The organism is Metapseudomonas phytobenefica, from assembly GCF_043392685.1.
GTDB lineage: Bacteria > Pseudomonadota > Gammaproteobacteria > Pseudomonadales > Pseudomonadaceae > Metapseudomonas.
In genome coordinates this window covers 231,462-256,762 of the sequence record NZ_JBHZGM010000004.1, presented here as the reverse complement: position 1 = coordinate 256,762, position 25,301 = coordinate 231,462, and the positions used below count along the sequence as shown (strand labels likewise).

Sequence of the window (25,301 nt, the reverse complement as noted above, 5' to 3'; positions counted from 1 at the left end):
GGCGCTTACGTGAGGCAAGCGTATGGCTATTACTGTCCATTGCGATATCGTCAGCGCCGAAGCGGAGATCTTCTCCGGTCTGGTGGAGATGGTGATTGCGCACGGCCACCTGGGCGATCTGGGTATCGCTCCGGGTCACGCCCCGCTGATCACCGACCTCAAGCCGGGTCCGATCCGCCTGGTCAAGCAGGGCGGTGAGGAGGAGGTGTACTACATCTCCGGCGGTTTCCTCGAAGTCCAGCCGAACATGGTGAAGGTCCTTGCCGACACCGTGCTGCGCGCCAGCGACCTGGACGAAGCTGCTGCTCAGGAGTCCCTCAAGGCTGCTGAGAAGGCCCTGCACGAGAAGGGCGCGGAGTTCGATTACTCTGCCGCTTCCGCTCGCCTGGCCGAGGCCGCGGCCCAGCTGCGTACTCTCCAGCAGATCCGCAAGAAGTTCGGCGGCTAAGAAGCCCATTCACGATCCGGTGAGCCAGAGCCGTGCAAGGCCGACGCATAGCCGATCGTGAAAAAGGCTCTTTGGTCCAAGGCTTCATTGCAGACAAGTTAAAGGGTAGCCTTGGCTACCCTTTTTCTTTTCCGGCATTCCGGTTTTCGCTTACCAGCCTGATTCGGTGATCCCCTCCATGTCCCTCGATATCGTCATCCTCGCCGCCGGCCAGGGCACGCGCATGCGTTCGGCCCTGCCCAAGGTCCTGCATCCGGTGGCCGGCAAGGCCATGCTTGGCCACGTCATCGACACTGCCCGCAAACTCGAGCCCAAGGGCATTCACGTGGTGATCGGCCATGGCGCCGAGACCGTGCGCGAGCGCCTGGCTGCCGATGACCTGAATTTTGTCCTGCAGGCCGAACAACTGGGTACCGGCCATGCCGTAGCCCAGGCCCTGCCGCAGCTTACCGCCGAGCGCGTTCTGATCCTCTACGGCGACGTGCCGCTGATCGAAGTGGAAACCCTCCAGCGCCTGCTGGAAAAGGTGAAGGATGACCAGCTCGCCCTGCTCACCGTGGACCTCCTCGATCCCACCGGCTACGGCCGCATCGTCCGCGACGCCGCGGGCGTGGTGAAGGCCATCGTCGAGCATAAGGATGCGACCCCCGAGCAGCGTGCCATCTGCGAAGGCAATACCGGCATTCTCGCCGTACCCGGCAAGCGCCTGGCCGACTGGTTGGGCCGCCTTTCCAACAACAACGCCCAAGGCGAGTACTACCTCACCGACGTCATTGCCATGGCCGTCGCCGATGGCCTGGTGGTGGCCACCGAGCAGCCCCATGACGCCATGGAAGTGCAGGGCGCCAATGACCGCGTCCAGCTTGCCGAGCTGGAGCGCCACTACCAGAAGCGCGCCGCCCGCTGCCTGATGGCCCAGGGCGTGACGCTGCTGGACCCGGCCCGTTTTGACCTGCGTGGTGAAGTCAGCGTCGGCCGCGACGTGCTGATCGACGTCAACGTCATCCTCGAAGGCAAGGTCGTGATCGAGGAGGGGGTGCAGATCGGCCCGAACTGCGTGATCAAGGACAGCACCCTGCGCCGCGGTGCCGTGGTCAAGGCCAACAGCCACCTGGACGGTGCCGAGCTGGGCGAGGGCGCCGATTGCGGTCCGTTCGCGCGCTTGCGTCCGGGCGCCGTACTGGGCGCCAGGGCTCATGTGGGTAACTTCGTCGAACTGAAGAACGCCGTGATGGGCGAGGGCGCCAAGGCCGGCCACCTGTCCTACCTGGGCGATGCCGAGATCGGCGCGCGCACCAACATCGGTGCCGGCACCATCACCTGCAACTACGACGGCGCGAACAAGTTCCGCACCGTCATGGGCGAAGACGTCTTCATCGGCTCCAACAGCTCCCTGGTCGCTCCGCTCACCCTCGGCGACGGCGTCACCACGGGCGCCGGCTCCACCATCACCCAGGACGTACCGGCTGATACCCTGGCCGTCGGCCGTGCCAAGCAGCGCAACATCGACGGCTGGAAGCGTCCGGTGAAGATCAAGAAGTAAGGTTGTGGAAAACCCGGGCTGTGGATAACCCGCACCCCTGCAAAAGGCGGCTCAGGCCGCCTTTTGTCGTTTTCGCTATTGACGCCGGAAATATCTTGGGTTTTGATTCGCGCCATTATCTTTCGAATCGAAACTTTCACTGATGACCAAACGCAACACGCCACAGCGTCGCCATGCCATCCTTGCGCTGCTTAACGAGCAGGGCGAGGTGAGTGTCGATGAGCTGGCCAAGGCGTTTTCCACCTCCGAGGTGACTATCCGCAAGGACCTCACCGCCCTGGAGAAGAACGGCCTGTTGTTGCGTCGTTACGGTGGGGCCGTACCCATGCCCCAGGAGCTGATCGGCGAAGGTGCCCAGCCGGTGTCGTCCTATAAGCTGGCCATCGCCCGCGCCGCCGTAGGCTGCATCCGTGAACACGCGCGCATCATCATCGACAGTGGCAGCACCACCGCGGCGATGATCCCGGAACTCGGCCACAAGCCCGGCCTGGTGGTGATGACCAACTCCCTCAGCGTCGCCAACGCCCTGCGCGAACTGGAGCATGAGCCCGTGCTGCTGATGACCGGCGGTACCTGGGACCCGCATTCGGAATCCTTCCAGGGCCAGGTGGCCGAGCAGGTCCTGCGTTCCTACGACTTCGACCAGCTGTTCATCGGCGCCGATGGCATCGACCTGCAGCGCGGCACCACCACCTTCAACGAATTGCTGGGCCTCTCGCGCGTCATGGCCGAAGTGGCCCGCGAAGTGATCGTTATGGCCGAATCCGACAAGGTCGGCCGGCGCATTCCCAACCTGGAACTGCCCTGGAGCAGCATCCACACCCTGATTACCGATGAGCGCCTTTCTGCCGAAGCGCGCGAACAGATAGCCGCGCGCGGGGTCAAGCTGATCTGCGCGCGCATAGAGTGAGATAGGAGAAAAAGCCATGTGTGGCATCGTTGGCGCCATCGCCGAGCGCAATATCACCCCCATTCTGGTCGAGGGCCTGAAGCGCCTCGAATACCGTGGCTATGACAGCGCCGGTGTGGCCGTCTTCACCAATGACGGTGAGCTGGATCGCCGCCGTCGTGCCGGCAAGGTCGCCGAGCTGGAGCAGGCCCTGGCCGAGCAGCCGCTGGTCGGTCGCCTGGGCATCGCCCACACCCGCTGGGCCACCCACGGCGCCCCCAGCGAGCGCAATGCCCACCCGCACTTCTCCGGCGAGCAGCTGGCGGTCGTCCACAACGGCATCATCGAAAACCACGAAGCTCTGCGTGAGCAGCTCAAGGCCCAGGGTTATGTCTTCACCTCGGACACCGACACCGAAGTCATCGTCCATCTGCTGAACCACAAGCTGAAAACCATTCCCGATCTGGCCGACGCCCTCAAGGCAGCGGTGCCGGAACTGCATGGTGCCTATGGCCTGGCGGTGATCAGCGCCAGCCAGCCGGACCGCCTGCTTGCCGCCCGCAGCGGCAGCCCGCTGGTGATCGGCCTGGGCCTGGGCGAGAACTTCCTCGCTTCCGACCAACTGGCCCTGCGCCAGGTCACCGACCGCTTCATCTACCTGGAAGAAGGCGATATCGCCGAGATCCGCGGTAACAGCCTGCAGATCTGGGACGAGCAAGGCCGCGCCGTGCAGCGCGAGCAGGTGCAGTACCACGAAGGCGCCGAAGCTGCCGACAAGGGCGAGTACCGCCACTTCATGCTCAAGGAAATCCATGAGCAGCCCAAGGTCGTGCAGCGCACCATGGAAGGCCGCCTGGGCGCCGACCACGTCCTGGTCAACGCCTTCGGCCCGCGTGCCGCCGAGCTGTTCGCCAAGGTGCGCAATGTGCAGATCGTCGCCTGCGGCACCAGCTACCACGCCGGCATGGTTGCCCGTTACTGGCTCGAAGACCTGGCGGGTATTCCCTGCCAGATCGAAGTGGCCAGCGAGTTCCGTTACCGCAAGGTGGTGGTGCAGCCGGACACCCTGTTCGTCACCATCTCCCAGTCCGGTGAAACCGCCGACACCCTGGCCGCCCTGCGCAATGCCAAGGAGCTGGGCTACCTGACCAGCCTGGCCATCTGCAACGTCGGCACCAGCTCCCTGGTACGCGAATCCGACCTCACCCTGCTGACCCAGGCCGGTCCGGAAATCGGCGTGGCCTCGACCAAGGCCTTCACCACCCAACTGGTCGCCCTGATGCTGCTGACTCTGTCCCTCGGCCAGGTGCGCGGCACCCTCGAGCCGAGCATTGAAGCCCGTTTGGTGGAACAACTGCGCCGCCTGCCGACCCGCCTGGGCGAAGCCCTGGCCATGGACAAGACGGTGGAAAAGGTCGCCGAGCTGTTCGCCGAGAAACACCACACCCTGTTCCTCGGACGTGGCGCCCAGTATCCGGTGGCGATGGAAGGCTCGCTGAAGCTCAAGGAAATCTCCTACATCCACGCCGAAGCCTACCCCGCCGGCGAACTCAAGCATGGTCCGCTGGCCCTGGTGGACAGCGACATGCCGGTGGTCACCGTGGCGCCGAACAACGAGCTGGTGGAGAAGCTCAAGTCCAACCTGCAGGAAGTGCGCGCCCGCGGTGGTCAGCTGATCGTCTTCGCCGACCGCGAAGCCGGTATCGAAAACGGCGAGGGCACCCACATGGTGGCCATGCCGCACATCGATGACGCCCTGGCGCCGATCCTCTACACCATCCCGCTGCAGCTGCTGTCCTACTACGTTGCCGTGCTCAAGGGCACTGACGTCGACCAGCCGCGCAACCTGGCCAAGTCGGTGACCGTGGAATAATCCACAGCCTGCTGGAACGAACGGCGCCTCAGGGCGCCGTTCGTGTTTTTGGGGACCGCAGAGGCAATACGGTCCGCCGGTCCGGCCCTCTGCCCGGCTCCAGTGTTTCACCAGGCAGGCTCAGGATTTCACACTGCCGAGCTGTGCAAGACAGCCTGAGCCGTTGTCATGTGCCCGTGGTCGAACTACATGAGCGGACCCCATGGGCGGTAGCGAGGCACTTGCGGCGCGCACCATTGGGGAAGACTATCGAATCGATAGCCTGACAACTGCACAGGTTGGTCTACCTTTCCAGTGTTCTTGGAAAAGGAGGAGTTCCCATGCTTGCTCAACTTCCACCGGTCTTGCGCGATCTGAAGCTACCGCTACGCCTGCAGCTTTGGGATGGCAAGGAAATCGATCTCGGCCCCAACCCGACCGTGACCATGACGGTGAAGGACCCCAGCGTGGTCTCTCTGTTGAGCCGGCCGAGCCTCGGAACACTCGGCAGCGCCTACGTGGAAGGGCGCCTCGAACTCACCGGGCCGATTCTTGAGGTGATCCGGGTTGGCGATGCCCTGAGCGAGGCGCTTGTAGGTGACGACGACGTTTCGACGGCGCCGCGCCCGTCCCACGACAAGGCCACCGACGCGGCGGCCATTTCCTACCACTACGACCTGTCCAACGACTTCTATGCCCTCTGGCTGGACCGCGAGATGGTCTATTCCTGTGCCTATTTCCCCACCGGCACCGAGGACCTCGACAGCGCCCAGCAGGCCAAGCTGCATCACCTCTGCCGCAAGCTGCGGCTGAAGCCGGGCGAGTACCTGCTGGACGTGGGCTGTGGCTGGGGTGGCCTGGCAAGGTTCGCGGCCCGTGAGTACGGCGTCCGGGTTTTCGGCATCACCCTGAGTCGTGAGCAGTTGGCCCTTGGTCGGGAACGGGTCAAGGCCGATGGGCTGGAAGGACAGGTGGAGCTGGAGCTGCTGGATTACCGCGACCTGCCCCAGGATGGCCGCTTCGACAAGGTGGTGAGCGTCGGTATGCTCGAACACGTCGGTCACGCCAACATGCCCATCTATTGCCAGCGCCTGTTCGGGGCGGTGCGTGCCGGCGGGCTGGTGATGAATCACGGCATCACCTCTCGACACCCGGATGGCCGCCCGGTGGGGCGTGGCGCCGGCGAGTTCATCGACCGCTATGTCTTCCCTCACGGCGAGCTGCCGCACCTGGCCACCATGGTCACCGAGCTGAGCCTGGCCGGCCTGGAAGTGGTGGACGTGGAAAGCCTGCGCCTGCACTACGCGCGGACATTGGAGTTCTGGAGTGCCAACCTGGAAGCCAAGCTGGCCGAGGCTGCCAGGCTGGTTCCGGAACAGGCCCTGCGTATCTGGCGGCTGTACCTGGCGGGTTGCTCCCATGCCTTCCAGAAGGGCTGGATCAATCTGCACCAGATACTCGCTACCAAGCCCTGCGCGGATGGCTCCCATGAGTTGCCGTGGAGCCGGGCGGACCTCTACGTCCGATAGCGCCATGCATATTCGGCAACGGCGTCGTGCGCGTGGAGGCTCTCCGCGTGCACGACCCGTAGCCTGAACCCCTCCAGCCAGTCCTGCTTCTGCAAGGCGCTGCCCAGGCGCCTTGCTGCGTCCTCGCAGAACATCAGGTTCTGTCCGTTGGCCAGGGCGAAGGCCTGTTCGTCTGCCCGCTTCACCGCCGTCTGCACCGCTGTGCCCAGGGTGTGCTCCGCCAGATCGACCAGACGGGGCACGGGAAGGTCGTCCATCGCCCCCAGGTGTATCCAGAAGGTGGCGGTACTGCGCTGGCTGTGGGGCGTGGCGACTATGCCCTGACTGCTGCCCAGCCAGGCGAGCACCTGATCCCGAGGCACACTCTGCCCCGGAAAGTCCTCGGCGAAGCGCTGCTGAATCAGCTGACTGGCAAGGGCGGCCGAGCAGGGGCAGGTGGAGGAATAGGCCAGTTGCAATTGAAGTTCCACGTGGAACCCCCATCGATCCTGGCGTGCACGGACCTCGAACGGATAGGCCTTCCATCCGGCCAGCGGGCTTACCAGCGCTGGCCGCTGCAGTAAGGCTTCTCCACGTACGCGCAGGCTGGCGCTGGCCGACAGGCCCCGGTGGCTCTCGAGGAAGCGTGCCAGCACCCGGCGCAACAGGGGGCCGGATAGCGTCTCCCGTTCCAGTTCCTCCAATGCCAGGTAGAGGCGCGACATATGGATACCCCGAGCACCGACGTCATCCAGGCTGACGCCAGCATCGACCCGCGTGGCGATGCGCTGTCCCGCTAGTACCACGGGCTGGGCAATGCCGCACATGCCGACCCAGTCCAGGGGCAGGTCGAAGGTAGAGGTTTGCGCGGCGATATCCGGGAGAGAGAGGGCGTTCATCAGTCGGGCTCTTGAAATCAGCAGCGATTGTTATGTTATAACAAATTAGACATCCGAGAACCACCACCTGCCGTTTCAACGCCAGGTGCCACCGCCAACGCCAAGCCTGAGAGGAAATCCCATGGATCAACGCCTACCCGTCACCCTGCTCTCCGGCTTCCTCGGCGCCGGCAAGAGCACCCTGCTCAACCACGTGCTGAAGAACCGGGACCAGCTGCGCGTGGCCGTGATCGTCAACGACATGAGCGAAATCAACATCGATGCCAGTGAGGTCCAGCGCGACGTCAGCCTGAACCGCGCCGAAGAACGGCTGGTGGAGATGAGCAATGGCTGCATCTGCTGCACCCTGCGCGAAGACTTGCTGGAAGAGGTCAGCCGCCTGGCCCGCGAGGGGCGTTTCGACTACCTGCTGATCGAATCCACCGGGATTTCCGAGCCGCTGCCGGTGGCCGAGACCTTCACCTTCCGCGACGAACAGGGCCGGAGCCTGTCCGACCTGGCGCGCCTGGATACCCTGGTCACCGTGGTCGACGGGGTGAACTTCCTGCGTGACTACCAGGCGGCGGAAAGCCTCGCCAGCCGAGGAGAATCCCTGGGAATGGATGACGAACGCGCCATCAGCGACCTGTTGATTGAGCAAGTGGAGTTCGCCGACGTGCTGCTCATCAGCAAGGTTGACCTGATCTCCAGCGCTGAGCGCGATGAGCTGGCGGCCATCCTGCGGCGTCTCAATCCCGGGGCGGAGGTGCTGCCGATGGTGATGGGCCAGGTCGACCTCGGGCGCATCCTCAATACCAGCCGCTTCGATTATGAACGCGCCGCCCAGGCGCCGGGTTGGCTGAAGGAGCTGCGTGGCGAGCACAGGCCGGAAACCGAGGAGTACGGCATCGCTTCCACGGCGTATCGCGCGCGGCGGCCATTCCACCCCCAGCGCTTCTTCAGCTTCCTCAATCGCGAGTGGAGCAATGGCCGCCTGCTGCGCTCCAAGGGCTTCTTCTGGCTCGCCAGCCGCCATCGCGAGGCGGGTAGCTGGTCCCAGGCTGGTGGCCTGATGCGCCACGGGCTGGCGGGACTCTGGTGGCGCTTCGTGCCGCGCGAACGCTGGCCGGCTGACCGGGAGGGCCTGAGTGCCGTTCTCAAGCACTGGATAGCCGGTGTCGGCGATTGTCGCCAGGAGCTGGTGTTCATTGGCCAGGGCATCGACTTCGACCGCCTGCGCGCTGAGCTGGATGCTTGCCTGCTGGACGACGTCGAGATGGCCGAAGGTCCGCAAGCCTGGGCGCTGCTGCCCGATCCCTTCGGCCCCTGGCATGACGAGGAGGCGGCCTGACCCTGGCGCGGCAGCTGCCGGGCGCATGAACTTGCCGTTTCTGCATCAAGTGTTGCAGGTAACGGCGTTGCCCGTGGAGCTGGCTTTCTGGCGAATGGCCTCGTTTCGCCGGCAAGCTGACTCCTGCAAGGTTCCGAGCGGGGGGACTGGCCTTACTCCCACTTGCCTTGGCTCTGGGTTTCGCAAAAGGGCTTCAGGTAGCGGGCATCGCTGGCCACGCCGTAGTAGTGGATATCCTGGCGGTAGGCCTGGTTGCTGACCCTGGCATTGCGGCACACGCCGAATGCACCGGCCGGACAGTTATCCACAAAGCTGACTTCGACTTTCTGGCCCTTCATCTCCGGCTTGCAGAAGCCGTCACGAAAGAGTTGCGGCGGGATGCTACGGTTTTCCTGGCAGAGCTTCACGTCGAGCCCGTCGCCCTGGCTGTGGACAACACAGGCTTGGGCATGGACGTCGACGGACAGCAACAGCAGCACGGGCAGCAACCAGATACGCATGGGAGGTCTTCCGGGTCATGAAGCACGCGACTCTAGCACGAGGCTTTCTCGGCAGGCTGTGAAGCAGCACCATAGGTCCATGCTTACTCATATCCCTACCCATCTCATCGCCGGGCCCCTGGGCGCCGGCAAGACCAGCCTGATCCGTCACTTGCTGGCGCAGCGGCCTGCCCATGAACGCTGGGCGGTACTGATCAACGAATTTGGCCAGATCGGCCTGGACGCGGCACTGCTCACCAGCAACGACGACGGCATCGCCATCGCCGAGGTGGCGGGCGGTTGCGTCTGCTGCGTCAACGGCGCGCCCTTCCAGGTCGGACTTGGCCGGCTACTGCGCAAGGCGCGGCCAGACCGGCTACTGATCGAGCCTTCCGGACTCGGACACCCGGTCGAGCTACTGCGACAGCTACGCGAACCCCCTTGGGAGGGCGTACTGGCGCTACAGCCGAGCGTCATGGTGCTCGACGCGGCGGCGCTGGCTACGGGCCAGCTACTGCCAGACAGCCAGCGGGAGGCACTTTTGAGTGCTGGCCTTATGCTACTAAACAAGGCCGAAGGCCTGGATTCTGCCACCTGTGAACAACTTGTCGCGAAACTGCCCAAGGTTACTCTGCTGTGGACGACTTACGGGAGGCTGGATATTCAGCAGCTTCCAGGTATTCATTCACATTCTGGAAAAGCTGTTGGTATCACTGACTTACCAACAGGTGTGGATAAACCGGCCGTCCTGTGGAGGAATCCGGCCGACCCCATCTGCCAGATCCAGGCTGGTGACGACGCTTGGAGCATGGGTTGGCGTTGGCATCCGAGCCAGCGATTCGAACTGATGCGCCTGCAGCTATGGCTGGCCAGCCTGCCCTGGCGCCGCGCCAAGCTGGTGCTGCAGACCAACGCCGGCTGGCTCTCCGGCAATGCCCTGGATGGCGCACCGATCCACTGGCAGGCCAGCGAATGGCGCAAGGATTCGCGTCTGGAACTGATCTTCGCCGGGCCCCAGGACGAGCCGGCGCTGAAGGCGGGATTGGCTGCGTGCCGGCTGGACTAAGAGAGCGCCGGGTATCGCAGGTTTTCCCGGGCTGGAAGGGTTAGGCCGATTCGCTAGGGGGGGCGTCGCGTGCGCCGATGGTTTGACGTAGGTCGAAGTCAATCTCGGAATCGGTGTGTACAGCGCCGCGCCCTAGGGTCCAGACGGAGCTAAAGAGGTCGGCTTTACGCTCGGGGGAAATGCCCCCAACGAACACTCGGATTCCCCCGGAAACGAAAACGGGCCCCGAAGGGCCCGTGTCGTGTCGATCCGGAGAAGGGATCAGTCCTGGTTCATCCGCGAATGGGTGCGGGTGTCCTTCATGAACAGGTACACCAGCAGCGAGCAGGCGATGCACGCGGTGACGTACCAGTAGAAGCCGCTTTCCATGCCGATGCTCTTGAACCACAGGGCCACGTATTCGGCGGTGCCGCCGAAGATGGACACGGTGAGTGCATAGGGCAGGCCCACGCCCAGGGCGCGGATTTCGGTGGGGAACAGCTCGGCCTTCACCACGGCGTTGATCGAGGTGTAGCCACTGACGATGATCAGCGCCGCCATGATCAGGAAGAACGCGCCCCACCAGGTTTCGATACTGTGCAGGGTGCTGAGGATCGGGTAGGTGAACAGGGTGCCCATCACGCCGAAGGCGATCAGGATCGGGCGACGGCCGATCTTGTCGGAAAGCGAGCCAACGATGGGTTGCAGCAGCATGAACAGGAACAGCGTGGCGGCCGAGATCATGGTCGAGTCGCCCTTGCTCATGCCCACGGTGTTCACCAGGTACTTCTGCATGTAGGTGGTGTAGGTGTAGAAGGCCAGGGTACCGCCCATGGTCAGGCCGACCACGGTGAGCACTTCCTTGGGATGGCGCAGCAGGGTACGCAGCAGGCTTTCCTTCGGCTTTTCCTTCTTCTTGGTGAAGGACTCGGTCTCTTCCATGCCGCGACGCAGGAACATGGCGACTACCGCACACAGGGCGCCGATGAAGAAGGGCACGCGCCAGCCCCAGCTTTCCAGCTGTTCGGTGTTCAGGGTCTGCTGCAGGATGATCAGCACCGCCAGGGCGATGAGCTGGCCGGAAATCAGGGTCACGTACTGGAAGCTGGAGAAGAATCCGCGTTGCTCCTTGGTCGCCATCTCCGACAGGTAAGTGGCCGAGGTGCCGTATTCACCACCTACCGAGAGGCCCTGCAGCAGGCGCGCGACCACCAGCAGGATGGGGGCGGCGACACCGATGGTTTCGTAGCTGGGGGTCAGGGCGATGATCAGCGAGCCGAAGCACATCAAGAGCACCGAGGCCAGCAGGGCAGCCTTGCGGCCCTTGCGGTCGGCGTAGATGCCCATCAGCCAGCCGCCGATGGGGCGCATCAGGAAGCCCACGGCGAAGATGGCCGCAGTATTGAGCAACTGGGCAGTCATGTCGCCCTGGGGGAAGAAGGCCTTGGCGAAGTACAGCGAGAAGGCCGCGTAGACGTACCAGTCGTACCACTCGACAAGGTTGCCTACCGAGCCACTGAAAATCGATTTGATGCGTTGCGATGTCGTACGGGGTTCTGCAGAGGCAGTCAGGGTGCTGGAGTTATCCATCATCTTTCCTCGACGCGTAGTAGTTGTTTTTGTGGGGGCTGGCCGAAGCCGCGTTGGTGCGTCAGGCACATAGCAGAAGCTGTGCCAGGGGAGGAAAGTCCCGGAATAGAGCGGTTTCAGCGAGGTTTCGTGGCGATCATGCGCGGAATCCTGCCGATGCCAGGAGGGTGATAAGCAAGATTCCGCCGATGATCAGGTTGAGGGCTGGCAGGGCATGGTGTGGGAGATTCCATGTCGATCAGTCCCGTAGGTTGGTCCGAGGAACGAGGCCCAACGCTACAAGGCGAGGCCGCTGGGTTGGGTTTCGCTTCGCTCGCGGAGCGCCGCCCGACCCAACCTGCAAAAGCCTCCCGGCCTTGTGGGCGAACTCATTCGCGAAAGCAGGCCATAGGTCTGTCCTTGGGAATCCCGGCCAGATCCAGCTGCCTCAACCCTCTCCCAGAGGGAGAGGGGGCTATCCGTGCCGACCTTCAATCATCCTCGCCACGCAGGAACTCGCTGCGCGCCAGGCCGTGGCGGACCATCTTCTCGTTGAGGGTGCGGCGCGGCAGGCGCAGCAGGTCCATCACCGCCTTGATGTCGCCCTGGCAGCGCGCCAGGGCCTGGCGCAGGCATTGCGCCTCATAGGCTTCCATCAGTTCGGCCAGGGAGGGTTCCCCCTCGGCCCGATCCGCCCGGCCTGTGGATAACCCCAGCACATGGCGCTCGGCGGCGTTGGCCAGCTCACGCACGTTGCCCGGCCAGTCGTGGGCCAGGAGCTGGGCCAGTTCGGCCGGGGTCAGCGCCGGCTGCGGCCGGCCCAGGCGTTCGCTGGCCTGGCGGGCAAAGTGTTCGAACAGCAAGGGAATGTCTTCGCGGCGCTCGCGCAGCGCGGGCAGTTGCAGTTCCGCCACGTTCAGGCGGTAGAGCAGGTCTTCGCGGAAGCGTCCGGCGCGGACTTCGTCGCGCAGGTCCGGCTTGGTGGCGGCCACCACGCGGATATCCACAGCGATGCTCTGGTTCGAGCCCAGGCGTTCCAGGCGCTGCTCCTGCAGCACTCGCAGCAGCTTCACCTGCTGCGCCAGCGGCATGCTTTCGATTTCGTCGAGAAACAGGGTGCCGCCGTGGGCGTGTTCGATCTTGCCGATGCGCTTGCCCTGGGCGCCGGTGAAGGCGCCGCTCTCGTGGCCGAACAGTTCGCTCTCGAAGAGGTTCTCCGGAATGGCCGCGCAGTTCAGCGCCACGAAGGGCTTGCCGGCGCGGGGACCGAAGTCGTGCAGGCAGCGTGCGACCATTTCCTTGCCGGCGCCGGTGTCGCCGCGCAGCAGGACGTTGACCGGAGTGGCGGCCAGGTCCAGCACCTTCCGGCGCAATTGCACCATGGGCCTGGACATGCCCAGCAGACGGCCGTCGAGCTGGTCCTTGAGCTGTACCTCGACCCGCAGGCGACGGTTCTCCTGGACCAGCCGACGCTTTTCCAGGGCGCGGTGCAGGCTTTCCAGCAGGCGCTCGGCGGTGAAGGGTTTCTCGATGAAGTCATAGGCGCCCAGGCGCATGGCTTCCACCGCCTGGGGCACGTCGCCGTGGCCGGTGACCATCAGGAACGGCAGCTCGCGGTCCAGCGCCTGCACGGCCTGGAGCAGGGCCATGCCGTCCATGCCGGGCATGCGCAGGTCACTGATGACCACGCCGGGGAAATCCGCATCGAGGCGCTTCAGGCAATCCTCTGCGCTGGATTCCACCCGCACCTCGAAGCCGGAGAGTTCCAGCCATTCGCGCACCGCGTCACGGATGGCCGCTTCGTCGTCGACGAAGATCACCTGGGCTGTCATGGTTGCTCCTCTCTGGTCTTATCCACAGGCAGGCGCAGGCTGAACAGAGCGCCCTCGCCCTGGTTGGCGGCGCTCAGGGTGCCGCCCAGTTCATGGACGATGGCGTAGGACACCGCCAGTCCGATTCCCAGGCCGGCCCCCGCCGGCTTGGTGGTGAAGAAGGGATCGAAGACCCGTTGCAGGTCGTCTTCCGCGATGCCGCCGCCGTTGTCGGCCACTTCCAGCAGCCAGTGGTCGTCGTCCCGACGCAGGGTTATCCACAATTGTGGATCGGCTTTGCCGGCCACAGCGTCCAAGGCGTTGCGCAGCAGGTTGACCAGTACCTGCTCCAGGCGAATGGCGTCGCCCGAAACCCAGGCCGGCACCGTCAGCTCCTGGCTGATCCGCACTTTCGCGTCACGCAGGTTGGGTGCCAGCAGCTGCAGGGACTTATCCACAACGCTGCCCAGTTCCAGGCATTCGCGCAGGCCGCCGGGCGTCTTGCGCGCATAGGTCTTGAGATGGCCGGTGAGCGCGGCCATGCGCTGCAGCAGTTCGTCATGACGCCCCAGGGCCTTGCGTGCCTGCTCCAGCTGGCCGTTGTCGAGCATCAGGCGCAGGCTCGCCAGGTGCATCTGCAGGGCGGTGAGCGGCTGGTTGATTTCGTGGGCCAGGGCTGTGGACATCTGTCCGAGGGCGGCCAGCTTGGCGGCCTGGATCAGTCCGTCCTGGGCGGTGCGCAGGGCGGCGGTGCGTTGTTCCACCAGTTGCTCCAGCTCCTCCCGGCTGCGCTGGCGGATGCGTGCCAGGCGCCAGCGCTGGTGCAGGAACAGCACCAGGAAGAACACCGCCAGCCACGCTCCTCCGGCAGCCAGGCTGGCGGCGCGGGCGCTGTCGGCGGCCTCCTGCGGGGTGCGCAGCAGATGCAGCGTCCAGCCTTCGCTGGGCAGCGGCAGGCTTTCCCAGAGGTAGTCGCGGGGGCCTGCTGGTCCTTCGACCCGGGCCAGCCGGCTGTCATGGCCGAAATCGATCCGGGTGTTGTGGATAAGTGGCGCCAGGGGTTGTTTGTCGTACTGCCGGGTTGCCGCCATCTCGGCACGGTCTTCGGCGGAGATGGGATGCAACTCGCGGTAGCGCCATCCGGGCTGGTTAGCGATGAACACCACGCCACGGGCGTCGCTGACCAGGATGATGTCCGAGCGCTGTCCCCATTCCTGCTCCAGTTCGGGGAATTCCAGCTTCACCACGATGGCACCGATGAAGGCGTCCTGGGCATCGCGCACGGCGCTGGCGAGGAAGTAGCCGGGAACACCGCTGGTCACGCCCACGGCATAGAAGCGGCCGCTGCCCAGGCGCCGAGCCTCGCCGAAGTAGGGGCGGAAGCCGTAGTTGTGGCCGACGAAGCTGGTGGGCAGGCGCCAGTTGCTCGCGGCCACCGCCAGGCCCTCGCGGTCCAGCAGTTCCAGGGTGGTGGAGCCGGCGGCGCGGTTCATCCGCTCCAGCTTGAGGTTGAGCATGTGCTGCGTAGCGTTATCCACAGGGCCGTTCAAGGTGCTGCGCAGCTCCGGGTCCAGCGCCAGCACGGCGGGCAGGGCGCGGAAGCGGTCGATCAGCGTGCGCAGACTGCCGGCATACAGCGTCAGTTGCTCGCGGGCCTGTTCACCTTCGTCGCGCATGGACTGGCGCTCGGCTTGTCGGCCAGCCAGGTGCATCGCCAGGAACAGGCCGGCGAGCAGCAGCAGAATCAGCAGGGTGATGCGCAGTTGGCGGGAAATCAAGGGTGACGTCCGTGGGGTCGGAGGCGCCGACGATACCACGGCTGACCATGCCCACTGCTGCGGACGGAAGTCTGCGGATACACTTCGCGCAGTCATTTCGAGGCACGTTCGATGCAATTGATCCCATGGTCCCACTCATCCTCCGCCGGGTTCACCCTGCGCGGCTGGCACACGCCGGCCACTGGCAAGCCGCTCCTGCACTTTCTTCATGGCAACGGTTTCTGTGGCCGCACCTATACACCGCTGCTGGAGCTGCTGGCCGAGGACTTCGATCTCTGGCTCTGTGACATCCAGGGCCACGGCGACAGCGACCATGGCGCCCGCTTCCTCGGCTGGAACCGTAACGCCGAGCTGGCGGTGGAAGCCTTCGAGGCCGGCCGGGGACAGTTCGGCGAGGTGCCGCGGATGGCGGTGGGGCACAGCTTTGGCGGGGTACTGAGCAGCCTGATCCTTGCCCGCCATCCCGAGCTGTTCAGTCGCGCCGTGTTGCTCGACCCGGTGCTCTTCACCCCGGCGATGATCGGTGTGATGGCCTTCTCCGAGGTACTCGGCCTGCACCGCCGCACCACCATGGCCAGCCGCGCACGGGCCCGGCGCAACCACTGGGCCGACCGCGAGGCGGCGTGGAAGGGTCTGCATGGCCGGGGCATCTTCAAGGGGTGGACCGAGGAAGCCTTGCGGGGCTATTTGGATCACGCCATCAAGGCTGTGGATAACGGCGTCGAGCTGAAGTGCCGGCCGAGCCGCGAAGCGGAAATCTTCAGTTCCTTCCCCAAGCGGCTGTGGCCTTCGCTTGGCCGCATCGTCACGCCGACGCTGATCCTCCACGGGCAGCACAGCTACCCCTTCGTGGCCAAGTCAGTGGCACGCCTGACTGCGCTCAACGGCCATGTCAGCGCTCAGGTGGTGGAAGGCGGTCACTGTTTCATGCAGGAATATCCACAGCCCAGCGCCGAGCGCGTGGCCGAGTTCCTGCTGCGTGGATAAGTTTTCCCGTCGAGACTGGTAGCGGGGTGGAGATGGCGTTGCTTGCCGGGCGGCTAATCCGCCCGTCGCTGTTCATCCGGCTTGGGATGGCTGCGCCGCCACTCGTTCATGTGGATAACCTTGCCGTCGTGCCGGGCTTCGGTCTGGAAGGGGTGGGCCTCCACATCGATGCGGCCCAGGTGGTTGCCGAACATCTGGATGCTCCCCGCCAGGCGCTGCTCGCCGGTCACGGTGAACTCGAAGTCGTAGATGCGCGCCAGGCGGCGATTGCCCTTGCCGTCGCGCACTATCGCCAGGCGGCGGAAGGCGACGTTGCCGTCCAGCAGTTCCACATCCAGCCGCGCGCAGTGCTGCTTGGCCAGCACCAGGGCGCGTTCGCGCACGCCGTGCCCGCGCCACAGCCAGGCCGCGCCAGCAGCGAACAACATCAGCAGGAAAACGTCAGCAAGGCTCAGCATGATGACTCCGGAAACATAGGCCCAAGCTTAAACCATCCGCGGTGGTTTCAGAGGGCCAGTTCGGCAGGGTTTCTTCCCGGTTGTGTGGCGCAGATCACCATGGGCTCTGGCCAGGCCGATGCTGGCGCTGCCCCGCAGTTTGCCGAACGGTTGGAAATCGAGGGCGTCCGGCCTGCGTCCTTCTGTCCCAGCGACTAGGCTTCAACCCAGGCAGGCGCATGGCTAGCATAAGCGCCCCCGGATCGACCGGCATGGAACCTTTCTCGTGACCGACAAGAGAGCACGACAGCGCGGTGCCTGGCTTGGCCTCCTGGCCATGCTGCTGGTGTTCGTCGGTCCGTTGCTGTCCCAGGCGCGGGACATGGGGCAGGGCGGCGTCCCCGAATGGATGGGCGAGCTGGCCTGTGCCGCCGAGCATGGCGATGCGGGCCACCAGCCGGCGATACCCGACCACGAGATGTCCTGGGCCAAGTGCGGCTACTGCACCCTGCTGTTCAATTCACCGGCCCTGAGCCCCGCCCCCCTCCACGAGCTGGACCTGGCCGGCCTCATCAGTCCGCATGCCGCGCTGGCGCCGCTGGCCGGCCACGGCGGACGGAGCATCTTCCCGGGCGCGCTGACCCGCGCACCCCCTGTCGCGCTTTCCTGATCCACGCAACCTTCCTTACCGCGCACGCCCTGTCCAGGCGCGCGTGCGTGCGGACCATTGGTTCACCAGGGAGCACGACAATGTCGAAGCACACTGCCTCCTTTTACAACCTGGCGTGGCGCTGGCATTTCTATGCCGGGCTGTTCGTCATCCCGTTCATGATCATGCTGGCGGTCACCGGCAGCATCTATCTGTTCAAACCCCAGCTGGACGATCTGCTCTACGCCGATCTGATGCGGGTCCGCCCGGCAGGCCAGGCGCTCAACGCCGACCAGCAACTGGGCAAGGTGCGCCAGGCGTACCCGCAGGCCGCCGTCAGCCAATACCTGCCGCCGCTGGATGCCGAGCACAGCGCGCAGTTCGTGGTCAGCCTCGACGGCCGCAAGACCAACCTGTTCCTCGATCCCTACAGCGGCCAGGTACTCGGCACCCAGGACGCGCAGAACAACCTCCAGGCCATCGCCCGCGCGCTGCACGGCACCCTGCTTATCGGCACGGTCGGGGATCGGCTGATCGAGCTGGCCGCCGGTTGGGCGATCGTCCTGGTGGTGTCCGGTCTTTACCTCTGGTGGCCAAGGGGCCAGGGCATGCGCGGCGTGTTCTGGCCGCGCCTGACCGCTCGCGGGCGGCTGTTCTGGCGCGACCTGCACGCGGTGACCGGATTCTGGGGCTCGCTGTTGTTGCTGTTCATGCTGCTCACCGGGATGACGTGGACCGGTTTCTGGGGCGAGAAATTCACCGAGGTGTGGAACCGTTTCCCCGCCGCCATGTGGAATGAGGTGCCCAAGTCCGGCCAGCAGGCCCGCAGTCTGAACACCGCCGCTGACCAGACCGTGGCCTGGGCGGTGGAAAACACCCCGCTGCCGGCCTCCGATCCCCATGCCGCGCACAATGGACACGGCGCCAGCGGCATGCCCGCACCAGGCGGGCAGGTCAGCCTGCAGCAGGTGGTGGATACCGCCACCGGGCGCGGCGTGGTGCCCGGCTACAGCATCACCCTGCCGGCCGACGAGACCGGGGTGTACAGCATCGCCGTGTTCGCCGATGACCCGCGCAACGACGCCACCCTGCACCTGGACCAGTACAGCGGCAAGGTGCTGGCCGACATCCGCTGGCAGGACTACGGCGTGGTGGCCAGGAGCGTGGAAATGGGCGTGGTGCTGCATGAAGGCAAGTTCTTCGGCCTGGCCAACCAGTTGTTGATGTTCGGAGTCTGCCTGCTGATCCTGCTGAGTTCCGTGAGCGGCCTGGTGATGTGGTGGAAGCGTCGCCCGCAGGGCAGCCTCGGCGTGCCGCCGCTGCGCCATGATCTGCCGTTGTGGAGAACCGCAGTGCTGATCATGATCGGCCTCGGCGTCGCCTTCCCACTGGTAGGGCTGTCCCTGCTGGCGATCTGGGCGCTGGACTGGGCGGTGCTGTCACGCATCGGCAGCGGCAAGGTAGTGGCCGGCTAGGCCGGTTCCGCAGGCGTGGCCCACTGGCTGCGTCCGCGATGGAGAGCAATCGGCACCTGCCGGGGGTGGGTGCCCGTCAATCGAATGAATGGAGTTCCGACATGCGCAAGAAATTGCTGGCCCTGGGGGCCCTGCTGAGCTTTTCCGGCACCCTGGCCGCCCATGACTACAGCTTCGGCCCGCTACACATTGAGCACCCCTGGGCCATGGCTGTGCCCGCGGTTTCGCCCAATGGCGCCGCCTACCTGGTTATCCACAACATGGGAGCGCAGGCGGACACGCTGCTGGGCGCCGACACCGCCCGCGCCGGCAAGACCGAAATCCACGAACACCTGCACAAGGACGGCCTGATGAAGATGCAGAAGGTCGAGAGCGGCGTGGAGATTCCCGCCGGCGGCGAAGCGCGCTTCGAGCAGGGCGGCTACCACCTGATGATGTTCGGCCTGAAGCAGCCGCTGAACGATGGCGACAAGTTCCCCATGACCCTGCACTTCCAGAAGGCCGGCGACCTGGATGTGGAGGTTCACGTCCAGACGCAGCCACCAGCGGCAGAGGCAGCCACCGAGCACCAGCACTGACGTCCGCGCGCGGGGCCGACCGGCCCCGCGCTTTCCTCGCAAGTTATCCACAATGCCGCTCGGCAGCGGGGTTTGCCGAGGCCGGGTGCGTCTTCTAGCCTGATTTCATCGCAAGGAGCACCCGCCGGCAGGACGCCAGCCCCGCGCATTTCGCGGCCTCGCTTGAATCGTCTGCCCTCACTGTTCCCTGGCGATGTACCACCCGCGGGCCAGGGCGCTGCGTGTTTCGCAGCGCTCCGTCGGCCCATGCCCTGATGAGCAGAAAGGAGAGGGACGATGAACGCTACAAGGACATTCCGTGTCGCCTGGTTGCTGGTCCTGATACTTGCCTGTGCCGGCCCCCTGCTGGTAACGGGCCCGGCGCAGGCGGCGAGCCCCGCGTGCAGCGCCAGTCAGGACTGGATCACCAATCCCAACCCCCCCAGCGAGATCCCGGAAGGCAGCAACGCCGATTTCTGTGACTTCTACCAGTTCGCCTGGCAATGGTTCTTCCAGCTGGTCAGCCCATCGGCGAGTGATCCCGCCCTGCGCAACTTCCAGGTCAACACCAACTACCCGATCCTCCAGGCCACTGGCACCAACTCCTGCGACCCGTCGAAGCAGGCCGAGGTGATGTTCGTGCGCCGGGAGAAGAGCGTGGCATCCGACACGCCGTTCCAGATTCCCGAGCGCACCGGCCAGGCTGGTGATGGCGCCACCATCTTCGACCAGAACGGCAATGTGGTTTTCTACGAGATCCGCTTCAGCCAGAACCTGTGCAACATTCCGCAGATCCAGAGCGCGCTGAACTATCCGAGCGGAACCACGGAGCTGAAGAGCGCATGGCGAATCATCACCGATGCCGACAAGCCCAACTACTTCTGGATCGAAGCCAACGTGGATGGCGTGCCGGGTAATGAACTGCTGGGCATGGTCGGCTTTCACATGGCCATCGCCACCGCGCTGCACCCGGAATTCATCTGGGCCACCTTCGAGCACCGCAGCAACGTGCCGGAATGCAGCAATCCGGCCACTGCCCCTGCGGGGGGCTGGTCGTTCACCAGCGCCGCCTGCGCTGTGGATAACCCTCCCGCGAGCTGCAACATCAACCAGGCGGCACCTAGCAGCAGCCTCACCGGCACGCCGTCGGAAATCTGCAGGGTCTACCACGACGGCACCGATGTCTCGGACCACGAGGCCTCGGACAACATCGCCGACATCGACAGCCTCAACACCCAGATCCAGGGCTTCCTCTCGGCCTTGTCCAGCGACAATCCAATGGCCGTCTGGCAGAACTACATGAATGTCGGCGCCATCTGGGAAAACGATGTCACCCAGCCATCCTCCATCTTCTCCAACCAGCGCGGGTCCATGCGCCTGGCCAACTCAGTGATGGAAACCACTTTCCAGAACGTGGACCCGACCCAGTCGTTCATTTCCAACTGCTTCGGTTGCCACAAATTCAATGGCAGCGGGAACAGCAACACCATCCCCTGGGCGAGTCTGAGCCACATCTTCGATGATGTGATGCAGGGCCAGTGCGCCACGCCGCAGGACGTGCAGGCCGGTCCCATCTGGAACAATGGCCAGGCCGCGCAGACCTGTCCACAGGTGTGTAGCAACAAGGGCGGCTGGAACGGCAACTGGAAGACCACCGAGCCCGGCAGCATGTCGGTCTGCGGTTGCTGCGGGGGATAAGTTGCCCCCAGGGAGCCTGATCGTTTATTGATCAGAGTCGCGAAAGCCCCGCCATCCGTAGGCTGCAGCACGTGCCTCACAGGCTATCCACAGCCGGTTGCACAGATTCTGTGTGCAGTCGGCTGGATAACCCATTGATATTGCTCGAAAAATATACGTTCTTCGGCAAGCCGCGTGCTGCCTGGGCTGTAGCCATCCATGGACAACTTATACACAGAGCAGTCCACGTTATTTGGGCACAAGCGTGAAAATCTCGCTGCTGGCGCTTGTGGATTAATCCCGCGGAGTCTGATCGGGCCTGGTCTGGCTGAACATTGGCCGTTTCCGCCGGCAAGGCTGATCAAATAGTGTTCATGAAGCCGAAGGCCCCATCCTTGCTGGGCTGCAGCCATGGCCAAACAGCTTATCCACAGATGGCTGCACAGAATATGTGGGCCAAGTGCCTGAATCAGAACGAAAAATGAACAGTGCGCGGAAAACCGCGTCTGCCCTGGCATCTGGCGCTCGAACTACAGCTTATCCACAACAGCATCCACGGGATTTGGGTAAAAGCCTCGCCGACCTGTTAACAGATCGCTGAAGAGGAGGCGAATCCGGGCTGGAACGGCGCCTGGTACCCGCGAACTAACCATCCATTGCCAAGGCAGTGGTCCCCATCCGGCAATGGTGTCGATCCGTTATTCACAGAAGAAGGGCGATAAGAATAGCTTGGGTAAAAACTGAGCAATGCTCTACATGTACCGTAAACCGCTGCCTGCAGCATTGTCCGCACAAGTTATTCACAGATGGCTGCACAGATATTGTGTGCAACGAAGAAGTTATCCCTATGATTTTGCTCGAAAAATGCCCAATCGATTGGAAGCTGCGCCGGGCCTGCTTCCCAGGCATTCATCGACAAATTATCCACAGCTGCATCCACGAAAAATGGGGGGAAAAGGCTCTGCAATGGGCATTACAGCAGGGATGTGGCCCGCTGCTGGACCAGGTGTTCCGTGGCTCCGCAAGATTGATCAGAAGTTGATCATTCGCAGGAACGCCAGGATTGACGGGGGGTGGAGCGGTATCCGAACAGGTTATCAACAGCATCCTGCACAGTATTTGTGTGCAATGCAAAAGCCAAGTTGTTGAAAACGCTCAGAAAATCGCCAGATCGCGGCAAGGCCCGCGTGGCGCGGGGCCTGGAGCTCGGTCTACACCTTATCCACAGGCCCTTCCACTGATTTTGGGGAACAGGATGGAAAGGCAGGGGTCACAGGCCGTGTGAAAACGTCGCGAGCGAAGGTCAGGCAAGGCGCAACGACCAACGGGAGTAACAGCCGTAGGCTGGCCCGGAGGGTGAGCGCCAGCGAGTAAAGCAGCCGAAAAAGCGCAGTTTACGAGTTGTAAATGAGCATTTTGATCGGACTCGCGCACGAGGCTGCTTTCAACGCAGCATCACCGATGCGCAGCAGTTTTCACACAGCCTGGTCAGTTGCTCTCGCGCATTTCCTGATAGCGCTTTTCCAGTTCCTGGCGGATCAGGCGGCGCTGCTTGGCCTGGGCGTAACGGCGCTTCTCGTCGGGCGTGACCGGCTGCAGCTGTGGAACCGCAGCGGGGCGCCGCTCGTCATCCAGCGCCACCATGGTGAAGAAGCAGCTGTTGGTGTGGCGCACCGAACGCTCGCGGATGTTCTCGGTGACCACCTTGATACCGACTTCCATCGAGGTGTTGCCGGTGTAGTTCACCGAGGCGAGGAAGGTGACCAGTTCGCCCACGTGGATGGGCTCGCGGAAGATCACCTGATCCACCGAGAGGGTCACCACGTAGCGGCCGGCGTAGCGGCTGGCGCAGGCGTAGGCCACTTCATCGAGGTATTTGAGCAGGGTGCCACCGTGGACGTTGCCAGAGAAATTGGCCATATCCGGGGTCATCAGGACGGTCATCGACAGTTGTGCGGTTCCGGGTTCCATTGCTGGCCTCGTCGCTGTGGGGGGAGCTGTCCGGGATAGACGCGGGTCGTCGCCTGGACGCTACAGTCGCAGTGTCGCGCAAATCCGGACCGGCTGTGGATTACCTGCGGTCAGGGGGTCTGGACGGGCTGCTGGCAGGCCGGCCGTTCTTCTGCCAGGTCGCTGGGGCCGCAGGCCAGGCCATGCTCGCGGCGCAGCTGCGCCAGCTCGTCGCTCTGCTCGACCAGGAAGCGGTCGAAGGCTTCGAGCAGCTCCGGGTGCTTCAGGCTGCTGGCGTGGAAGGCAGTCTGCGCCAGGGGCAATTCCGGGTCCAGCAGCAGGCGGTCGCTACCCAGGTTGGTACTGGTCTCCAGGTAGTAATGCAGCACTTCCGGGTTGGCGTAGATGGCATCGATGCGCAGGCGCAGCAGCATGCGCACCAGGCTGGCGATGTCGCTGGCTTCCACCAGCTGCACCTGGCCAGCGCGCAGGCGGCCCTGCCAGGCTTCCGGGGTGAAGCCGCGCACGGTGCCGAGGCGCTGCACCGCGTCGATGCCTCTTCCGAGGTGTTCGCGCAGCACCAGGCTGCCGTCCACCACGCGGATCACCGGGCGGCTGTAGTGCATTCGCACATCGCCCTTGAGCTGGCGCGACCAGGCGGGGTTGTCGGGGAACACCAGCATCAGCCGGTCGGTGGTCTGCAGGTTGCGGTGCAGGCGGTTGATCGGCAGGGCTTCGAGCTCCAGGACCAGGCCCTGGCTGCTGGCGAAGCGCTGCAGGAGCGCGACGGCATAGCCTTCAGCGGGCTTTCCGGGAAGGGCGCGGTAATAGGGGAGGTAGTCCTGGCTTTCCAGGCCGATGCGCAGCGGCTCCGCTTGGCAGACGCCGAGAGCCAGGAGTAGCAGCGCGACTATCGCAGCCTTCATCGGGCGGGCCTGAACGGGTCGGGATTGACCATCAGCCTAGCAGCCGCGCGGGGAAACTTCCGCGCAGGCCGGTCGGTCCTTGCGTCCGTCATCAGGCGTGGCTCAGGTACCAGCGCCAGTCCTGCTCGCCCACTTCGCTGACGAACTGGCGGAATTCTTCCCACTTGATGGCAAGGAAGATCTTCAGGAAGTCCTCGCCCAGGGCATCCCGCGCCCAGGTCGACTGCTCGAGGTTGCGCAGGGCGGTGAGCCAGTCGGTGGGCAGGGTTTCACGGGCCTGCTCGTAACCGTTGCCGACGATGGGCTTGCCCGGATCGATCTGTTCGCGGATGCCCTTGTGGATGCCGGCGAGGATCGCCGCGGCCGCGAGGTAGGGGTTGGCGTCGGCGCCGCAGATGCGGTGCTCCACATGACGGCTGTTGGCCGGGCCACCCGGTACGCGGAAGGACACGGTGCGGTTGTTCACGCCCCAGCTTTTCGCCAGCGGCGCATAGCTGTTGGCCTGGAAGCGACGGTAGGAATTGGCGTTGGGGCAGAAGATCGCCAGCGCGTCGTTGAGCGTCGCCATCATGCCGCCGATGGCGTGGCGCAGCAGCGGTGTGCCGTGCGGGTCTTCGCTGGCCATCAGGTTGTTGCCCTGCTCGTCGGCCAGGCTCACGTGCATGTGCAGGCCGCTGCCGGCGAGGTCGCCGAAGGGCTTGGCCATGAAGCAGGCGATGAGCCCGTGCTTGTTGGCGACGCCCTTGACCAGGCGCTTGTAGCGAATGCCTTCGTCCACTGCCTGGAGCGCGTCGAAGCGGTGTTCCAGGGTCAGTTCCAGCTGGCCGGGCGCGTATTCGGAGATGGCAGTGCGTACCGGCAGGCCCTGGGTCTCGCACGCGGCGTAGAGGTCATCGAGGAAGGGCTGCAGCTGTTCCAGCTCGTAGACGCCATAGACCTGCGGCGCCTGCGGGCGCACGCCGTTGGCCTGCAGCGCCGGCTGCGGACGGCCGTGGGCGTCGCGCTGCTTGTCCAGCAGGTAGAACTCCAGCTCTACCGCCATCACCGGGTGGTAGCCGTCGGCCTTGAGGCGGTCGATGCTGCGCGCCAGCACATGACGCGGGTCGCCGGGGGTCGCGGGCAGGCCCTGGGTCGGGTGCATGCTCACCTGCACCTGGCCGGTGGGCGTGGCGCGCCAGGGCTGCAGCGACAGCGAGCCGGGCACCGGGTAGGTCCAGCAGTCGGCGTCGGCGACTTCCCAGACCAGGCCGCTGGCCTCGACGTCCTCGCCCTGGATGGTCAGGGCGAGGATGGAACTGGGCAGCGGACGGCCATTCTCGAAGATCGGCAACAGCTCGTCACGGTGCAGCAGCTTGCCGCGTGGAATGCCGTTGGCGTCGATCAGCATCAGTTCGATGCTGCGCACCTCGGGGTGTTGTTCGAGGAAGTCGCGGGCTTCCTGGGGGTTGGCGAATTGCATGATTGCGTCCTGAGTAGGATGGGTTAGCCGCGT

Annotated in this window: 21 protein-coding genes; 12 read left to right on the top strand and 9 right to left on the bottom strand. The window is 64.5% G+C overall.

The features are described 5' to 3' along the window. Positions 1–22 precede the first annotated feature (22 nt). From ACFW0B_RS05895 to cfaB, 5 genes are all read left to right on the top strand, one after another. Positions 23–448, top strand: a complete 426-nt coding sequence (locus tag ACFW0B_RS05895; RefSeq protein ID WP_449147007.1) for a F0F1 ATP synthase subunit epsilon — start codon at positions 23–25, stop codon at positions 446–448. Between the two features lie 178 nt (positions 449–626). Continuing rightward, on the top strand, positions 627–1,991 hold the full coding sequence (gene glmU / locus ACFW0B_RS05890) for a bifunctional UDP-N-acetylglucosamine diphosphorylase/glucosamine-1-phosphate N-acetyltransferase GlmU (RefSeq protein ID WP_449147006.1): 1,365 nt from the start codon (positions 627–629) through the stop codon (positions 1,989–1,991). A 139-nt stretch (positions 1,992–2,130) separates the two neighbouring features. Next, positions 2,131–2,901: a DeoR/GlpR family DNA-binding transcription regulator gene (locus tag ACFW0B_RS05885; RefSeq protein ID WP_449147040.1), complete on the top strand. Its 771-nt coding sequence runs from the start codon at positions 2,131–2,133 to the stop codon at positions 2,899–2,901. A gap of 16 nt (positions 2,902–2,917) precedes the next feature. Beyond that, a complete protein-coding gene (glmS, locus tag ACFW0B_RS05880) occupies positions 2,918–4,753 on the top strand; it encodes a glutamine--fructose-6-phosphate transaminase (isomerizing) (protein ID WP_449147005.1) in 1,836 nt (611 codons plus the stop codon). Between the two features lie 320 nt (positions 4,754–5,073). Further along, entirely contained in the window at positions 5,074–6,261 is a 1,188-nt protein-coding gene (gene cfaB / locus ACFW0B_RS05875) for a C17 cyclopropane fatty acid synthase CfaB (RefSeq protein ID WP_449147004.1), read from the top strand. On the opposite strand, the gene folE2 is transcribed toward cfaB, so the two are convergent. Next, positions 6,249–7,139 (bottom strand): GTP cyclohydrolase FolE2, encoded by an 891-nt coding sequence (gene folE2, locus ACFW0B_RS05870; RefSeq protein WP_449147003.1) that lies wholly within the window; start codon positions 7,137–7,139, stop codon positions 6,249–6,251. The genes cfaB and folE2 overlap by 13 nt on opposite strands. Before the next feature lie 121 nt (positions 7,140–7,260). On the opposite strand from folE2, the gene zigA reads away from it, so the two are divergent. After that, positions 7,261–8,469 carry a zinc metallochaperone GTPase ZigA gene (gene zigA, locus ACFW0B_RS05865; RefSeq protein ID WP_449147002.1) on the top strand — a complete coding sequence of 403 codons (1,209 nt, stop codon included), beginning with the start codon at positions 7,261–7,263 and terminating at the stop codon, positions 8,467–8,469. Between the two features lie 152 nt (positions 8,470–8,621). Here zigA and ACFW0B_RS05860 read toward each other — a convergent pair whose 3' ends face one another. Further along, positions 8,622–8,969: an NADH:ubiquinone oxidoreductase gene (locus ACFW0B_RS05860; RefSeq protein WP_449147001.1), complete on the bottom strand. Its 348-nt coding sequence runs from the start codon at positions 8,967–8,969 to the stop codon at positions 8,622–8,624. A gap of 79 nt (positions 8,970–9,048) precedes the next feature. Here ACFW0B_RS05860 and ACFW0B_RS05855 point away from each other — a divergent pair, with 79 nt between their 5' ends. Continuing rightward, on the top strand, positions 9,049–10,014 hold the full coding sequence (locus tag ACFW0B_RS05855) for a CobW family GTP-binding protein (protein WP_449147000.1): 966 nt from the start codon (positions 9,049–9,051) through the stop codon (positions 10,012–10,014). Positions 10,015–10,275: 261 nt separating this feature from the next. Here ACFW0B_RS05855 and ACFW0B_RS05850 read toward each other — a convergent pair whose 3' ends face one another. The 3 genes from ACFW0B_RS05850 to ACFW0B_RS05840 all read right to left on the bottom strand — a co-directional run bounded on the left by ACFW0B_RS05850 (position 10,276) and on the right by ACFW0B_RS05840 (position 15,151). Further along, positions 10,276–11,583 (bottom strand): MFS transporter, encoded by a 1,308-nt coding sequence (locus ACFW0B_RS05850; protein WP_449146999.1) that lies wholly within the window; start codon positions 11,581–11,583, stop codon positions 10,276–10,278. 470 nt (positions 11,584–12,053) lie between these two features. Continuing rightward, positions 12,054–13,394 carry a sigma-54-dependent transcriptional regulator gene (locus ACFW0B_RS05845; protein ID WP_449146998.1) on the bottom strand — a complete coding sequence of 447 codons (1,341 nt, stop codon included), beginning with the start codon at positions 13,392–13,394 and terminating at the stop codon, positions 12,054–12,056. After that, positions 13,391–15,151 (bottom strand): sensor histidine kinase, encoded by a 1,761-nt coding sequence (locus tag ACFW0B_RS05840; RefSeq protein ID WP_449146997.1) that lies wholly within the window; start codon positions 15,149–15,151, stop codon positions 13,391–13,393. Before ACFW0B_RS05840 ends, ACFW0B_RS05845 begins: the two co-directional genes overlap by 4 nt. Before the next feature lie 111 nt (positions 15,152–15,262). On the opposite strand from ACFW0B_RS05840, the gene ACFW0B_RS05835 reads away from it, so the two are divergent. Then, a complete protein-coding gene (locus ACFW0B_RS05835) occupies positions 15,263–16,138 on the top strand; it encodes an alpha/beta fold hydrolase (RefSeq protein ID WP_449146996.1) in 876 nt (291 codons plus the stop codon). A 53-nt stretch (positions 16,139–16,191) separates the two neighbouring features. Here the strand turns inward: ACFW0B_RS05835 and ACFW0B_RS05830 are convergent, their stop codons facing one another. Beyond that, positions 16,192–16,596, bottom strand: a complete 405-nt coding sequence (locus tag ACFW0B_RS05830; protein ID WP_449146995.1) for a DUF3301 domain-containing protein — start codon at positions 16,594–16,596, stop codon at positions 16,192–16,194. A 265-nt stretch (positions 16,597–16,861) separates the two neighbouring features. On the opposite strand from ACFW0B_RS05830, the gene ACFW0B_RS05825 reads away from it, so the two are divergent. The 4 genes from ACFW0B_RS05825 to ACFW0B_RS05810 all read left to right on the top strand — a co-directional run bounded on the left by ACFW0B_RS05825 (position 16,862) and on the right by ACFW0B_RS05810 (position 20,954). After that, positions 16,862–17,245: a DUF2946 domain-containing protein gene (locus ACFW0B_RS05825; protein WP_449146994.1), complete on the top strand. Its 384-nt coding sequence runs from the start codon at positions 16,862–16,864 to the stop codon at positions 17,243–17,245. An 80-nt stretch (positions 17,246–17,325) separates the two neighbouring features. Continuing rightward, on the top strand, positions 17,326–18,699 hold the full coding sequence (locus ACFW0B_RS05820; protein ID WP_449146993.1) for a PepSY-associated TM helix domain-containing protein: 1,374 nt from the start codon (positions 17,326–17,328) through the stop codon (positions 18,697–18,699). Between the two features lie 101 nt (positions 18,700–18,800). Further along, complete coding sequence (locus ACFW0B_RS05815) at positions 18,801–19,277, top strand: copper chaperone PCu(A)C (protein WP_449146992.1); 477 nt, start codon at positions 18,801–18,803, stop codon at positions 19,275–19,277. 276 nt (positions 19,278–19,553) lie between these two features. Next, positions 19,554–20,954: a mannan-binding lectin gene (locus ACFW0B_RS05810; RefSeq protein ID WP_449146991.1), complete on the top strand. Its 1,401-nt coding sequence runs from the start codon at positions 19,554–19,556 to the stop codon at positions 20,952–20,954. 1,467 nt (positions 20,955–22,421) lie between these two features. Here ACFW0B_RS05810 and ACFW0B_RS05805 read toward each other — a convergent pair. The 3 genes from ACFW0B_RS05805 to ACFW0B_RS05795 all read right to left on the bottom strand — a co-directional run bounded on the left by ACFW0B_RS05805 (position 22,422) and on the right by ACFW0B_RS05795 (position 25,268). Continuing rightward, positions 22,422–22,904, bottom strand: a complete 483-nt coding sequence (locus tag ACFW0B_RS05805; RefSeq protein WP_449146990.1) for an acyl-CoA thioesterase — start codon at positions 22,902–22,904, stop codon at positions 22,422–22,424. Between the two features lie 110 nt (positions 22,905–23,014). Then, positions 23,015–23,809, bottom strand: coding sequence for a substrate-binding periplasmic protein (locus ACFW0B_RS05800; RefSeq protein WP_449146989.1), 795 nt, complete (start codon positions 23,807–23,809; stop codon positions 23,015–23,017). A 91-nt stretch (positions 23,810–23,900) separates the two neighbouring features. Continuing rightward, positions 23,901–25,268, bottom strand: a complete 1,368-nt coding sequence (locus ACFW0B_RS05795) for a glutamine synthetase family protein (RefSeq protein ID WP_449146988.1) — start codon at positions 25,266–25,268, stop codon at positions 23,901–23,903. Between the last annotated feature and the right edge of the window lie 33 nt (positions 25,269–25,301).